Here is a 14,759-nt window from a genome sequence, read left to right as displayed (position 1 = left end):
GGTGTGAGCCGCATGGATGCCGCGACCAAGCCGCCATGGACGGGTTCACGGCGTCCCCTGACATCGGACCCACCCCGCCATCCCACGGAATGCAGCCCTTTGCCGTTGACGTTGCCCTGGCCTCTGCAGGTGCAGGGCGCAGCCCTGCCGCACTCCCCCTACAAAATGTGAAGGCCGCGCGGTGACGAGCACACCGCCCCTTCGGCTAACATTCGCCCATGCCGCATACCACCACGACTCCGCCCCCATTGCAGGATGGCGACCTGCTGGCCGCCATCGACCTTGGCTCCAACAGCTTCCACATGGTCATCGCGCGCTACACGCTCGGCCAGCTGCGCGTCATCGACCGCCTGCGCGAAACCGTGCGCATGGCCGATGGCCTGGATGGCAAGGGCGGCCTGTCCACCGCCGCACGGCAGCGCGCGCTGGAATGCCTGGCCCGCTTCGGCCAGCGCATCCGCAACGTGCCCCCGCACCGCGTGCGCGCCCTGGCCACCAACACCGTGCGCCAGCTGCGTTCGCCGCAGTCGTTCCTGGTCCCGGCCGAAACCGCGCTCGGCCATGCCATCGAAGTGGTCAGCGGCCGCGAAGAAGCGCGCCTGATCTACCTCGGCGTGGCCCATGCACAGCCGCCCAAGGCCGACCAGCGCCGCCTGGTGATCGACATCGGCGGCGGTTCCACCGAATTCATCATCGGCAAGGGCATGCAGACCCTCGAGCGCGAGAGCCTGCAGGCCGGCTGCATCGCCAGCACCCGTCGCTTCTTCCCCGGCGGCAAGCTCAGCCGCAAGCGCTGGAAGGACGCACTGGCCGAGATCGGCCGTGAGTTCCAGCCGTTCGCCAGCAAGTACCGCGCGCTGGGCTGGCAGGAAGCCCTGGGCTCGTCGGGCACGCACAAGGCGATCAGCGAGATCTGCGCCACGATGAAGCTGAGCAAGGGCGCGATCACCGCCGAAGCCCTGCCGCAGCTGCGCGACGAACTGCTGAAGGCCAAGAAGATCGACGACATCGTGCTGCCCGGGCTGTCCGCCGACCGCCGGCCGATCATCGCTGGTGGCATTCTGGTGCTGGAAGCCGCCTTCCAGGCGCTGGGCCTGGAGAAGCTGCTGGTCAGCAAGGCCGCCATGCGCGAAGGCATCCTGTATGACATCGTCGGCCGTGCCGGCGAGAACGATCCGCGCGACGAATCGGTGGCGGCGCTGACCCAGCGCTATGGCATCGACACCGTGCAGGCCGACCGCGTGCAGGACACCGCCCTGTCGCTGCTGGAGCAGGTGCAGGAGCGCTGGAAGCTGGATGCCGACGACGCCCGCATGCTTGGCTGGGCCGCGCGCCTGCACGAGCTTGGCCTGATGATCGCCCACAGCGGTTACCACGTGCATGGCAGCTATGTGCTGGAGAACTCCGACATCGCCGGCTTCTCGCGGCAGGAACAGCAGATGCTGGCCGCCCTGGTGCGCAGCCACCGGCGCAGCGTCGGCAAGTCGGCCTTCGATGCCCTGCCCGAGCGCCTGCTGCTGACCGCGCGCCGCCTGACCGCCCTGCTGCGGCTGGCCGTGCTGCTCAACCGCGCCCACGAAGACGCGCCGCTGCCGAAGCTGGAACTGACCGCCGACGAGACCCGCCTGTCGCTGATCGTGCCGCAGGCCTTCATCGACCCGCGGCCGCTGCTGCGCGCCGACCTGATCGGCGAGACCGAGGGCCTGGCCGGACTGGGCATCCAGTTCCGCCCCTTCGTGGCCTGACCCCGGCGGCCTGGCATCGCCAGCCACTGCGGCATCCCATCCCGACCTGACGACGGCCCCTGACGGGGCCGTTTTCGCGTCCGCGTTTGCGCATTTTTTAAACTGAATGGGCATTCAGGCTATGGGACTGTGCTGAATCTGGCGGCAGCACCATGACCCTAAGGCCTTGCTTTTATTAAGTTTAGATGAAAGCCGCGCGACAACTTTTGACACATTTGGCCACAACCCCTTTACATCTGGTTAACGAACGAGAATAAATCGAAGTCACCGGCTCAGTCGCTTCGACCCGAACCGCTATTTGCAGGGCTCCTTTGGCTCTGCGCCCGCAGCTTCACAGAGAGAGAGAGACGCGATGACTTCACGCTCCACCGTGCTGGGCAAGGCGATCCGCCAGGCCCTGATCGTCGGCACCGCAACGATTGCGCTGCCTGCATTCGCCCAGGACGGCGCCCCAACGACCCTCGACCGCATCGAAATCACCGGCTCGCGCATCCGCCAGGTCGACGTGGAGAGCGCGAACCCGGTGCTGGCGATCTCGCGCACCGATATCGAACGCCAGGGCTTCGCCTCGGTGTCCGACATCCTGCAGAACGTCACCGCGATGGGCAGCCCGACCATCAGCCGCGCCAACGTGCTGACCGCCGGTGAGAACGCCGGTGGTACCTACATCGACATGCGCAACCTGGGTACCCAGCGCACCCTGGTGCTGGTCAACGGCAAGCGGCTGGGCATCAGCACCTCCGGCTACCAGGACATCTCGACCCTGCCGGTGTCGGCCGTCGAGCGCATCGAAGTGCTGAAGGACGGCGCCTCGGCCATCTACGGCTCCGACGCCATGGCCGGCGTGGTCAACATCATCACCCGCCATGACGTGTCCGGCGTGACCGCCAACGTCTACCACGGCCAGTACAGCCAAGGCGACGGCGGCCGTGACCGCATCGACGTGGTCGCCGGCTGGTCCAACGACCGCGGCTCGATCACCATCTCGGCCGAACACGCCGAAGAAAAGGCCGTGTGGGCCAAGGACCGCTGGTTCAGCGCCTTCGGCAACACCGACCGCCATCCGACCGAAGCCTGGACCACCGTCAGCCAGTACGGCCAGATCACCGGCCTGAAGGGCCCGGGCTGCGCCACCGCCAGCTGCGGCTACTCGCTCAACCGCGGCAGTGACCCGCTGAACCCGGCCAACTACCACATCACCAATCCGAATGCCCCGGACGGCGATGTCAGCAACACCAACGAGCAGATGCACCTGAACTATCCGCTGAAGCGGGATTCGGTGTTCGTCGATGGCCGCCTGAACATCACCGACGCGATCCACTTCAGCACGCAGCTGGGCTACAACAAGCGTGACTCGAGCCGCCAGATCGCCGGTTACCCGCTGCAGTCGTCCACCGCCGGCATCGGCGCGATGTCGGTCAACAGCTACTTCAACCCGTTCGGCAGCCAGCACGGTTACGCCACCCCGACCGCCGTGGCCTGGAACCACCGCACCTGGGAAGTGCCGCGCGTCAGCGACAGCTCGCTGAAGACCTACCGTGCCGTGGCCGCCTTCGGTGGTTCGTTCGATATCGGTGAGCGCTTCTTCGACTGGGAAGTGGGCTACCAGTACAACAAGAACGAGCTGCGCCAGCACGCCACCGGCAACCTGCACAAGGAACGCGTGAAGAACGCGGTCGGCCCGTCGTACTACAACGCCGCTACCGGCAAGGTCGAGTGCGGCACCGCTGCGGCGCCGATCGCCAACTGCATGGTCTGGAATCCGCTGATCGCCGCCGGCGTGGTCGATCCGTACGGCCTGACCGGCAACCAGGCGCTGATCGACTACCTGATGCCGGCCGAGGATTCCTCCGGCAAGACCGTCGGCAAGAACTTCTTCGCGTCCATCGCGGGCAGCATCGTGACCCTGCCGGCCGGTGACCTGGGCTTTGCGTTCGGCCTGGAAAACCGCAAGGAAACCGGTGAATTCATTCCCGATGCCCTGGCCCAGACCGGCGCCACCACCAACCTGGCCTCGGGCCCGACCGGCGGCGGCTACCGCGTCAACGAAGCCTACCTGGAGTTGAATGCGCCGCTGCTGGCCGACCTGCCGGGCGCGAAGGAGCTGACGCTGAACGCAGCGACCCGCTTCTCCGACTACGACACCTTCGGCAACACGCTAAACAGCAAGTTCGGCTTCAAGTGGAAGCCGCTGGACCAGCTGCTGGTCCGTGGTACCTGGGCCGAGGGTTTCCGCGCCCCGACCATCAATGACCTGTACGGCGGCGGCTCGGAAACCTTCACCACCGGTTACGCCGATCCCTGCGACACCGTGTACGGTGCTTCGCGCACCAGCGCCGAAGTGCGTGCCCGCTGCGCCCGCGACATCGCCGATGCCAACAACTACCGCCAGCTGAAGCAGGGCCTGGTGCCGATCACCAGCAGCACCGACCAGACCCCGGTGCCGTTCACCAGCGGCTCCAACCCGCTGCTGCAGCCGGAAACCTCCAAGAGCAAGACGCTGGGCCTGGTGTGGAGCCCGAGCTTCATCCCGAACTTCAACGCTTCGCTGGACTGGTGGAAGATCCGCATCGACAACACCATCGTTGCCGACAGCCCGAACCAGATCCTGATCGACTGCTATGAGCAGGGCGTGACCTCGCGCTGCGCACAGTTCACGCGTGATCCGGTCAACGGCATCGTCAACAAGCTGACCTACGGCAACCGCAACGCCGGCTTCCTGGAAACCGAAGGTTACGACATGGACGTGACCTATCGCTGGGATACCGATTCGTACGGCAAGTTCAGCAGCGCCTGGTCGACCACCTACGTCAGCTCGAACATCTTCCGTTCGACCAACGACACCACCGTGGTGCCGACCCCGACCAACGGCATCGGCAGCGGCTTCCGCGTGCGCTCCAACCTGACCGTGGGCTGGGACCTGGGCAACTTCGGCGTCACCTGGACCGCGCGTTACTACTCCGGCGTCAAGGAACAGTGCCTGAGCCTCAGCGCGCATCCGGACGAGTGCTCCGATCCGGGCGTGCGCGCACCGTGGTACGCCGGTACCCGCAACTACAACGAACGTGGTTCGGTCACCTTCCACGACGTTCAGTTCCGTTACAGCCTGCCGTGGGATGCCACCGTGTCGGTCGGTGCCAACAACGTGTTCGAGAAGTACGGCCCGGTGATGTACACCAAGCCGAACTCGGTGTTCTCGTACTACGGTGGCTACGACATCGGCCGCTTCGTCTACATGAAGTACCAGCAGCGCTTCTGATCCATCGCGTCATCGCATCTGTTGAATGACTACGGCCCTTCGGGGCCGTGGTTTTTTTGTCGCCAATGAACTGCTCTGCGTTGGGCTGGCGAGGCGGCTTCGTGTTCTTTCCGGGCCTGACTTTCTGCGCTGCAGCGCGCGCAAGGCATTGAACCTGCGTAGGTAACGCGGAACACGACAGCCTCGGTGCGGTCAGTGGTCGCATTCTGCCTTTACGGAATTTGAACCCTGCGCGTTAGTGGGATGCCGTCGCGACGCAGGTCGTGGCGGCCGGACAGGCCCGCGCTTCGGGTGTCCGCTTCCACACATAGAGAGAGAGACCGCATGACGCCGAACACCTCCCCGTTGGGTTGGGCGATCCGCTGTGCGCTGGCCACGGCCGGCACCGCCGCCGCCCTGCCCGCACTGGCCCAGGATTCCGCCGCCCCGACCACGCTGGATCGCATCGAGATCACCGGTTCGCGCATCCGCCAGGTCGACCTGGAGACCGCGCAACCGGTTCTGTCGATCAGCCGCGCCGACATCGAACGCCAGGGCTTCAATTCGGTGGCTGACATCCTGCAGAACCTGACAGCGATGGGCAGCCCGGCACTGAGCCGTTCCAGCCCGCTGTCATCAGGCGAAGCGTCCGGCGGCAGCTACGTCGACATGCGCAACCTCGGCGCGCAGCGCACGCTGGTGCTGGTCAACGGCAAGCGCCTGGGCATGACCACCGGCGGCTACCAGGACATCTCCAGCCTGCCGGTTTCGGCCATCGAACGCATGGAAGTGCTGAAGGACGGCGCATCGGCCATCTATGGCTCCGATGCCATGGCCGGCGTGGTCAACATCATCACCCGCCGCGATGTCAGCGGTACCACCGTCAATGTCTACCGGGGCCAGTACAGCCAGGGCGATGGTGACCGCACGCAGTACGACGTAGTGACTGGCTGGTCCAATGACCGCGCCTCGATCACCCTCGCCGCCGAACACGTCGAGGAGAAAGGCGTGTGGGCCCGAGATCGCTGGTTCAGCGCCTACACCAACACCGACCGCCATCCCGCCGATGGCTGGACCCCGGTGGGACAGTGGGGCCGCATCGTCGGCTTCAACGGCCCGGGCTGTGGCAGCCGCAGCGGCTGCGCCTATTCGCTGGACCGCGGCGGCAACCCGATCGACGGCAGCAGCTTCCACCTGTTCGACCCGACCCCGTTCACCGGTGATGTCAGCAATGCCGCCGAGCAGATGCACCTGCTCACGCCGCTGAAGCGTGACTCGGTGTTCGTCGATGCCCGTGCGCACCTCAGCGACAACGTGCGTTTCAACACGCAGCTGGCCTACAACAAGCGCACCGCCACGCGGCAGATTGCCGGCTACCCGTTCCAGTCACAGCGCGAAGGCATCACCCCGCTGTCCAAGGACAGCTGGTTCAACCCGTTCGGCAACCACCATGGTTACGGCACGCCCACCGATGTGCATTGGGACCGCCGTGCCTGGGAAGTGCCGCGGATGACGACCAGCGAGCTGACCACCTGGCAGGGCGTGGCCACCTTCGAGGGCAACTTCGAGTTCGGCGGGCGTGATTTCGACTGGGAAGCCGGTTACCAGTACAACCGCAGCGAACTGATCCAGCGCTCGAAGGGTGACCTGCACAAGCAGCGCGTGGCCGATGCCACCGGCCCGTCGTGGCTCAACCCGGCGACCGGCAAAGTCGAGTGCGGCGTGCCGGGTGCATCGATTGCCGGCTGCATTCCGTGGAATCCGCTGGTGCCGGCGGGCCGCGACGATCCCAACAGCCTGGCCGGCAACCCCGCGCTGCGCGACTGGCTGTTCCCCGAGGAAACCAGCCGCGGCCGCACCACCAGCCGCAACGTGTTCGCCAACCTCAGTGGCAGCGTGGCCACGCTGCCCGCCGGCGAACTCGGCTTCGCCCTGGGCGCCGAAAGCCGCCGCGAAGATGGCCGCTTCACTCCCGACCCGCTGGCCCAGACCGGCGCCACCACCAACCTTGCCGCAGGACCGACCGGCGGCGGCTACCGGGTGGATGAGGCCTACCTGGAGCTGAGCGTGCCGCTGCTGCGCGACCTGCCCGCGGTGCACGAGCTCAACGTCAATGCCGCCACCCGCTATTCGGATTACAGCACCTTCGGCGACACCCTCAACAGCAAGTTCGGCTTCACCTGGAAGCCCATCGAGCAGGTGCTGCTGCGCGGCACCTGGGCACAGGGCTTCCGCTCGCCGACCATCGCCAACCTGTATGGCGGCGGTTCGCAGACCTTCACCACCGGCTTCCGCGACCCTTGTGACACGGTGTACGGCGCGGCCGCCAGCAGCCCGGCCGTGCGCGCACGCTGCGCGGCCGATATCGCCAACGCCGACACCTACCGCCAGCTGGGCCAGGGCAATGTGCCCATCGAAAGCAGCAGTGGCCAGACCCCGCTGCCGTTCACCAATGGCTCCAACCCGGAGCTGCAGCCGGAGACCGCCACCAGCCGCACCCTCGGCGCGGTCTGGAGCCCGGGCTTCGCGCCCGGTCTGAACGTCGCGCTGGACTGGTGGAAGATCCGCATCGACAACACCATCGTCGCCGACCACCCCAACGACATGCTGCGCGACTGCTATGAACTGGGCATCGCCGAGCGCTGTTCCGGCTTCACCCGCGACCCGGTGCTGGGCATCGTCGACACGCTGACATACGGCGTGCGCAACAGCGGCTTCCGCGAAACCGAAGGCTATGACCTGGAACTGAGTCATCGCTGGGAGACCGATTGGGGCACCCTGCGTACCGATTGGAAGAGCACCTACGTGGTGTCCTCGCTGGAACGCAGCACCAATGACATGGACGTGGTGCCGACACCCGGCAACGGCCTGGCTGGCTCGAGCGGCATCGGCTTCCGCACCCGCTCCAACCTTTCGCTGGACTGGGAGCGCGGCAACTTCGGCATCAACTGGGGCCTGCGCTACTACTCGGCGGTGAAGGAACAGTGCTTCAGCCCGCGTCTGCATGCCGACGAATGCTCGCACCCGGGCCAGCAGGCCCCGTGGTACAGCGGCGTGCGCAACTACAACCGCCGCGGCTCGACCACCTTCCACGACGTGCAGGTCCGCTACTCGCTGCCGTGGGATGCCACCGTCTCGGTCGGTGCCAACAACGTGTTCGAGAAGTACGGCCCGATCATGTACACCCAGCCGAGCGCCAACTTCTCCTATTACGGTGGCTACGACATCGGCCGCTTCATCTACATGAAGTACCAGCAGCGTTTCTGATCCACGGCACGGCTCTTCGGGGCCGTGCTTCGGCGGCCGGCGGGGCCGTCATCCGACGGTCGCAATGTGGTCACAACCACTACATGGGCAGGGCCGAGCATGCCGGAAAACCGGAGGCCCGCCATGCGCCATGCCATTGTCACCGAGACCTATCCGCCGGAAGTCAACGGCGTCGCGCTCACCGTGCAGGGCCTGGAGCAGGGCCTGCGCGCGTCCGGGCATGAGGTCGACCTGATCCGTCCACGACAGGCCAGTGAAGCACTGGACTCGGCGCCCGGCACGCTGCTGGTGCCGGGCGCCGCCCTGCCCCGCTACCCCGGCCTGCGCTTCGGCCTGCCCGCGCCGATCCGGCTCGGCCGGCACTGGCAGCAGCACCGTCCCGATGCGGTCTACATCGCCACCGAAGGCCCGCTGGGCTGGTCGGCGCTGCGCACCGCCCGCCGCCTTGGCATCCCGGTGGCGACCGGCTTCCACACCCGCTTCGACGAATACCTGCCCGACTACGGCGTGGCCTGGCTGCAGACGGCGGCGATGCGCTGGATGCGCCGCTTCCACAACCAGGCCGATGCCACCCTGGTGCCGACCCGCGAACTGCAGCAGTTCCTCACCGACCAAGGCTTCGAGCGGGTGCGCCTGCTGGCCCGCGCCGTCGACAGCCAGCAGTTCGACCCGGCCCGGCGCGACCCGGCACTGCGCGAGGAATGGGGCGTCGATGGCAACGGCCTGGTCGCCATCTACGTCGGCCGCATCGCCGCTGAGAAGAACCTCGGGCTGGCGGTGAAGGCCTTCCGCCGCCTGCAGCAGGTGCGGCCGAAAGCGCGCTTCGTGTTCGTCGGCGACGGCCCGGCGCGCGAGAAGCTGGCGCACGAGAATCCGGACTTCATCTTCTGCGGTATCCAGCGCGGCGATTCCCTGGCCCGCCACTTCGCCAGCGGCGACCTGTTCCTGTTCCCCAGCCGCAGCGAGACGTTCGGCAACGTGACCCTGGAAAGCATGGCCTGCGGCCTGGCCACGGTGGCCTTCGATTACGGCGCCGCGCGCGAGTACCTGCGCAATGGTGAAAACGGCGCGGCGGTGGATACCGACGAGGCGTTCGTCGAGGCGGCCGTGCAGCTGGCCAGCGACGATGCGCTGCGCCGCGAACTGGGCAGCAACGCCGCCCGCGCGATGAAGCGCCTGCACCCGCAGCAGGTGGTGGCCGAATTCGAAACGCTGCTGGCCGAACTGGCCCAGGCACGGAGGAGCGGACATGCGTACGACGCCGCTTGAAGGACTGGCCGGCCGCGAAGCACGGCTGTGCCGCCGGGCAAACCACTACTGCCGGCGCCGCCGCGTGCGCCGCCTGTTCTCGGTCATCAGCCGCTTGGGTGATGGCGTGTTCTGGTACGTGCTGATGGGTGCACTGGTGCTGGTCGATGGCTTCGACGGCCTGCGCGCATCGGTGCACATGGCCGCCACCGGCCTGGCCGCGCTGCTGCTGTACAAGGGCCTGAAGCGGTGGACCCGGCGCCCGCGGCCGTACGCGGCCGACTTGCGCATCCGCGCATGGGTGGCACCGCTGGACGAGTTCAGCTTCCCCTCCGGCCACACCCTGCACGCGGTGTCGTTCACCATCGTGGCGCTGGCCTACTACCCGTGGCTGGCGCCGTTGCTGGTGCCCTTCACCTTCGGCGTGGGCCTGTCGCGCGTGGTGCTGGGCCTGCACTACCCGAGCGACGTGCTGGCCGCCACCGGCATCGCCGCGCTGCTGGCCGCGGCCAGCCTGGCCTGGCTGCCGCTGCCGGTATGATTCCGGGGGTCGGATCCCTTTCCTGCGGAAAGGGCCCTGACCCCGGCCCGACGCGGCGAGCCGATGCCCTAGAATGCCCGCATGACGACGCTGTTCATTTCCGATCTGCACCTGGACCCCAGCCGTCCAGCCATCACCGACCTGTTCCTGCGCTTCCTGCGCGAGGACGCGCCCGGCGCGGACGCGCTGTACATCCTGGGCGACCTGTTCGAAGCCTGGATCGGCGATGACACGCCCTCGCCGGCCGCCGATGCGGTGGCCGATGCACTGAAAGTGCTGTCCGACAGCGGCGTGCCGGTGTTCTTCATGCGTGGCAACCGCGATTTCCTGCTGGGCGAGGACTACGCCCGCCGCGCCGGCCTGCGCATCCTGCCCGACCCGTGCGTGATCGAGCTGTACGGCCGTGCGGTGATGCTGCAGCACGGCGACCTGCTGTGCACCGATGACATCCCCTACCAGCAGTTCCGCGCGCAGACCCGCGACCCGGTGTTCCAGGCGCAGTTCCTGTCGCAGCCGCTGGCCGCGCGCATCGCCTTCGCGCAGAAGGCGCGCGATGCCAGCCAGGCACGCCAGTCGGAAATGAAGCAGGGTGACCGCGCGCAGTTCGAGACGGTCACTGACGTGGCCCCGGCCGAAGTCGAGGCGACCTTCGCGCGCCATGGCGTGGACACGATGATCCACGGCCACACCCACCGCCCGGCCATCCACACGCTGCAGGCCGGTGGCCGCAGCTGCACCCGCATCGTGCTGGGCGACTGGTACGAACAGGGTTCGGTCCTGCGCGTGGACGCAGACGGCTGGCGCCTGGATTCGCTCAAGCGCGAATGACGGACGGCCGGTGCCAACCAAGGTTGGCATCTACCAGACCGCGCAGGCCGGTAGACGCCGACCTTAGTCGGCGGGTGCCATCCGGTAACCGCCTCAGCGGAAGCCGGCCACCGTCTGCTTGGTGGTGACCAGTACGCGCTGGTTGTCGGCCGAACTGGCAATGCCCATCGGGATGCCGTTGTAGCTGATGTTCGGGTTGGACCAGTAGTTCAGGCGCGGGCAGCCACGGGTGCAGTCATAGGCCATGATCGTGCGCCAGCCGGTACCGCTGGCCGGCTCGTAACGGTAGCCGTGGCCGAATGCATACGGCGAAGTGCTCGGATCGTTGGCGATGTCATGCCGGGCACTCTGCAGGTGGCCGATCTCGTGGGCGAAGGAGTAGTAGCCCGTCGCGCAGTCCCAGTACACCGCCGCGAACGCCGTCGCCGCGGTTGAACCGATGCCCGAGGCCAGGCCGCAGTAGCTGGTGTTGTTGATCAGCAGCACGCCGACATCCGCCGTGGTGGAGTTGCGGCTGGCGTGGATGCTGTCCATGTAGCCGTCGCTGGTGCTGCGGAAGCGGGTGAGGTCGGTGGTGAAGTTGCCCGACTCGGTGTAACTGGTGGTTTCATAACCGGCCAGCTGCATGGTGATGCCGACGTTGCTGTTGGCATAGCCCTGGTTGGACTCGGCCACCGCCAGCTGCACCAGCGACTGCATGTTGCCGCCGTAGGCCGCCACCGCCGCATTGGTGGCCACCACCAGCACACGGATGGTGGCCGGCGTGCCCGACGAGGCTTGGGCGATGCCGAGGCGTTCACTGTCCCCCATCGGAATCTTCGGCAGCTGGTTGTAGTCGGCCGGATGATCGGCCGGCATCCGGGTTTCATCCACCGCCACCAGGATGTGGCGCTCGCCCAGCGGACGCAGGCGGTACAGCTTGCCTTCCTTGCGGATCGAGCCGGTGAGGGTATTGCCCGAGCGCACCACGATCAGCGAATTGCCCGGATCGTCCTGGCCGTTGGAGGTGGCCTTCTGCAGGCGGTCGGAGGGCGCGCGAATCTGGCCATACCAGACGCTGCCACCATCGGGCAGTGACTCGACCCTGCTGCGGGTTGCCACCACCTTCTGCCCCAGTAGCTCGAATTCCAGCTGCGGCTGCGCGATGGCGGCCGCATCGATGCGTACTTCCTGCACGGTGGCGGTGGACGGCGTGGACAGCAGCCGGGCCAGCGCGGGATCACTGCCGGCCGAAGCGCGGCTGAGGATGGTCACCGGTTCAAACAACGGCGCGGCACTGGCCGCCGCCGCCACCGAAAGGCCCAACAACACGCCAACCGCCCTTCTACCCATCGATCTGGACATCATTCTGGTCGCTCCTGAAGTGAGGTGGACAGCCTTGATGCATCACGACCCGGTTTGCCGGGTCTGGCCATTCGGCCCGTCCGGCGCATGTGAATTCAATAGAAGATGCCTGTGGGAATGCGGATCTGTGATGGAGCGCAACAGCGTTCAGTCAGGTAAAAAGCGGCAGTACACTTCGCCAACACGCAGCTTTCGCGCCACCGTGACGTGGCCACGACGGGGAATGCACATGGCACCAGGCCAGCGCCAGGCAGACACCCACGCCGATCCCGGCGTGCTGCGCATCGGCCTGTTCTTCGACGGCACCCGCAACAACGCGCACAACCTCGCGCGCGGGCGCCCGCAGGCCCCGCAGCCGCGCCCTGCCCTGCTGCGTGCCGACGACGACTCGACCTACCAGAGCCGGCTGACCAGCAGCTACGACAACGGCACCACCAACATCACGCGGCTGTACCAGCTGTACCCGGACAGCCGCCGCACGCCCGGCGTCGACGCATCGCTGGCGATCTACATCGAAGGCGTCGGCACCCGCGATGATGCCGAGGATGACCTGATCGGACTGGCGTTCGGCGTGGGCGCCAGCGGCGTGCGCGCCAAGGTGCAGCGCGCGTTGCAGGTGCTGCTGCCGGCTGCCTTGGCCGCACTCGCTGCCAGGCAGCACACCCCGCTGCACGGCGTGCAGGTCGATCTGTTCGGTTACTCGCGTGGCGCGGCGGCCGCGCGCGATGTCGCCAACCAGCTGCGCGGCTGGGACGGCGCGCGCTGGCGTCAGCTGCTGCTGCAGGCGGGCCTGCCGTGCGCGGTGGATTTCGCGGTGCAGCGCCCGGCGCTGCGCTTCATCGGCCTGTTCGACACGGTGGTGGCGGTCAGCGGCGGCCGCGCCGACGAGCAGCCGCAGCTGGCCCTGCCTGCGGGCATCGCTGGCCGCGTGGTGCAGCTGGTGGCCCGCGATGAACACCGCCAGCACTACCCGCTGACCACGGTGGCACCGGGGCATGCCGAGATCGTGCTGCCCGGCGTGCACGCCAACATCGGCGGTGGCTATGACCAGACCGAGGAAGGTCCGAAGCTGCTGAGCCGTCCGCGCCGGCAGCAGCTGCGTCGCCCGCCGGTGCCCGACTACCAGACACCTTCACTGGCGCAGCTGCAGGCGACCACGGTGTATGCCGAAGCACAGGCCGATGCCGAGCGCTGGCGGCAGCAGCTGGGCGTGGATGAGAAGGAGGTCTGGGTGGATGTCTGGCACCAGTGGCAGCAGCAGCGCCGTGCCGGCAGCCGCAGCGTGCTGCTGACCCCGGTGCTGTACGTGACCGCAGCGGTGGTGCTGCGCCGGCCCATCGACTGGCGCTACCAGCTGATCGCCCTGCAGGTGATGCAGCGGCAGGCCTGCGACGCCGGCGTGCAGTGGACCGCCGAGGCCGCCGACGTGGCGGCATGGGCGCTGCCCGCTGCACTGCAGCCGATCGCGCGGCGGCTGCTGGAGGGCCAGGCACTGACCCCGACCCAGGAAGCGCTGCTGCGCCGCCGCTACCTGATGCAGTCGGCGCACTGGAACTTCGATGCCCTGGGCGACACCGCGCTGACCTATGCCGCCGACGCCGGCGTGAGCGAGTTGCCCTATCGCCCCGGGCCCGGGCTGTTCTACATCAACCGGCCAACGGTGAATGGCAAGCGCGTGGTCCTGCCCAACGCCTGACACGCATGGCGTGGATTTCTGATCAACTGGCCTGTTCGATCAGGTTGGCCAGTTCGTCGGCATCGAAACCGGCCAGCAGGCGGGCTTCGAGGTTGAACGGGCCGTGCAGGTAGCCGCCGGCGTATTCCAGCAGCAGTTCCTTGAAGCGTACGCGCGGTTCGACACCGGCGCGCTCGCAGTACCAGCGGTACCAGCGCGAACCGGCAGCGACGTGCGCCACTTCTTCGCGCAGGATCACTTCCAGCACATCGGCAGTTTCAGCGTCGCCGACATTGCGCAGCTTCTCGATCATGCCCGGCGTCACGTCCAGCCCGCGCGCTTCCAGCACGCGCGGCACCAGCGCCATGCGCGCCAGGCCATCGTGCGCGGTCTTCTCGCACATCTCCCACAGGCCGTTGTGCGCGGGGAAATCGGCGTACTCGTGGCCATGCACCTGCAGCCGCTCGCGCAGCAGCAGGAAGTGCCGCGACTCGTCATCGGCGCAGCTGACCCAGTCGGCATGGAACGCCGGCGGCAGGCCACGGAAGCGATACACCGCATCCCAGGCCAGGTCGATCGCGTTCAGTTCAATGTGGGCGATGGCGTGGATGAAGGCAGCGCGGCCTTCCACCCCGCCCAGCCCGCGACGCGGCACCTGCCGCGGGTGTACCAGCACCAGCTGCGCCGGACGGCCGGGCATGCGGATCGCGTCCGGCGGCGGCGCGTCGGCGGGCACCTTCAGGCGCCCGGCACGGTATGCAGCCGCATAGGCCTGGGTCAGCGCGACCTTGCGCAGCGGGTCGGCTTCGGCAAGGCACTGCTGCGCAGCGCGCAGCAGGTCGCCACCGACGTCGGGGACATCCACCACGGCCT

Annotated in this window: 9 protein-coding genes; 7 read left to right on the top strand and 2 right to left on the bottom strand. The window is 67.5% G+C overall.

Translation table 11 applies throughout. The features are described 5' to 3' along the window. Nucleotides 1-218 precede the first annotated feature (218 nt). From ppx to lpxH, 6 genes are all read left to right on the top strand, one after another. A complete protein-coding gene (ppx, locus tag DCO49_RS09400) occupies nt 219-1,745 on the top strand; it encodes an exopolyphosphatase (RefSeq protein ID WP_116863819.1) in 1,527 nt (508 codons plus the stop codon). A gap of 352 nt (nt 1,746-2,097) precedes the next feature. After that, on the top strand, nt 2,098-5,004 hold the full coding sequence (locus tag DCO49_RS09395; RefSeq protein ID WP_116863818.1) for a TonB-dependent receptor: 2,907 nt from the start codon (nt 2,098-2,100) through the stop codon (nt 5,002-5,004). Between the two features lie 324 nt (nt 5,005-5,328). Further along, a complete protein-coding gene (locus DCO49_RS09390; protein WP_116863817.1) occupies nt 5,329-8,250 on the top strand; it encodes a TonB-dependent receptor in 2,922 nt (973 codons plus the stop codon). Between the two features lie 123 nt (nt 8,251-8,373). Next, complete coding sequence (locus DCO49_RS09385; protein WP_116863816.1) at nt 8,374-9,519, top strand: glycosyltransferase family 1 protein; 1,146 nt, start codon at nt 8,374-8,376, stop codon at nt 9,517-9,519. After that, complete coding sequence (locus DCO49_RS09380; RefSeq protein WP_108767881.1) at nt 9,500-10,039, top strand: phosphatase PAP2 family protein; 540 nt, start codon at nt 9,500-9,502, stop codon at nt 10,037-10,039. Before DCO49_RS09385 ends, DCO49_RS09380 begins: the two co-directional genes overlap by 20 nt. 81 nt (nt 10,040-10,120) lie before the next feature. Continuing rightward, a complete protein-coding gene (gene lpxH / locus DCO49_RS09375; RefSeq protein WP_116863815.1) occupies nt 10,121-10,867 on the top strand; it encodes a UDP-2,3-diacylglucosamine diphosphatase in 747 nt (248 codons plus the stop codon). A gap of 93 nt (nt 10,868-10,960) precedes the next feature. Here lpxH and DCO49_RS09370 read toward each other — a convergent pair whose 3' ends face one another. Beyond that, nucleotides 10,961-12,214, bottom strand: coding sequence for a zinc-dependent metalloprotease (locus DCO49_RS09370; protein ID WP_116863814.1), 1,254 nt, complete (start codon nt 12,212-12,214; stop codon nt 10,961-10,963). Between the two features lie 226 nt (nt 12,215-12,440). Between DCO49_RS09370 and DCO49_RS09365 the strand changes: the two genes are divergently transcribed. Further along, nucleotides 12,441-13,907, top strand: a complete 1,467-nt coding sequence (locus tag DCO49_RS09365) for a DUF2235 domain-containing protein (protein WP_116863813.1) — start codon at nt 12,441-12,443, stop codon at nt 13,905-13,907. Between the two features lie 22 nt (nt 13,908-13,929). Here the strand turns inward: DCO49_RS09365 and DCO49_RS09360 are convergent, their stop codons facing one another. Further along, nucleotides 13,930-14,754 (bottom strand): ferritin-like domain-containing protein, encoded by an 825-nt coding sequence (locus DCO49_RS09360; RefSeq protein WP_116863812.1) that lies wholly within the window; start codon nt 14,752-14,754, stop codon nt 13,930-13,932. Nucleotides 14,755-14,759: the final 5 nt, after the last annotated feature.

It is taken from the genome of Stenotrophomonas sp. SPM (assembly GCF_003105135.1).
Classification (GTDB): Bacteria; Pseudomonadota; Gammaproteobacteria; order Xanthomonadales; family Xanthomonadaceae; genus Stenotrophomonas.
The sequence above is the reverse complement of the archived record's forward strand: the minus strand, read 5'-3'. Positions and strand labels throughout refer to the sequence as shown.

Excerpts from the sequence above, each read along its gene's own strand:
- DCO49_RS09365 (WP_116863813.1), top strand. The coding sequence starts at position 12,441 with ATGGCACCAGGCCAGCGCCAGGCAGACACCCACGCCGATCCCGGCGTG.
- DCO49_RS09385 (WP_116863816.1), top strand. The coding sequence starts at position 8,374 with ATGCGCCATGCCATTGTCACCGAGACCTATCCGCCGGAAGTCAACGGC.
- DCO49_RS09380 (WP_108767881.1), top strand. The coding sequence starts at position 9,500 with ATGCGTACGACGCCGCTTGAAGGACTGGCCGGCCGCGAAGCACGGCTG.
- DCO49_RS09395 (WP_116863818.1), top strand. The coding sequence starts at position 2,098 with ATGACTTCACGCTCCACCGTGCTGGGCAAGGCGATCCGCCAGGCCCTG.
- DCO49_RS09370 (WP_116863814.1), bottom strand. The coding sequence starts at position 12,214 with ATGATGTCCAGATCGATGGGTAGAAGGGCGGTTGGCGTGTTGTTGGGC.
- DCO49_RS09390 (WP_116863817.1), top strand. The coding sequence starts at position 5,329 with ATGACGCCGAACACCTCCCCGTTGGGTTGGGCGATCCGCTGTGCGCTG.
- lpxH (WP_116863815.1), top strand. The coding sequence starts at position 10,121 with ATGACGACGCTGTTCATTTCCGATCTGCACCTGGACCCCAGCCGTCCA.
- ppx (WP_116863819.1), top strand. The coding sequence starts at position 219 with ATGCCGCATACCACCACGACTCCGCCCCCATTGCAGGATGGCGACCTG.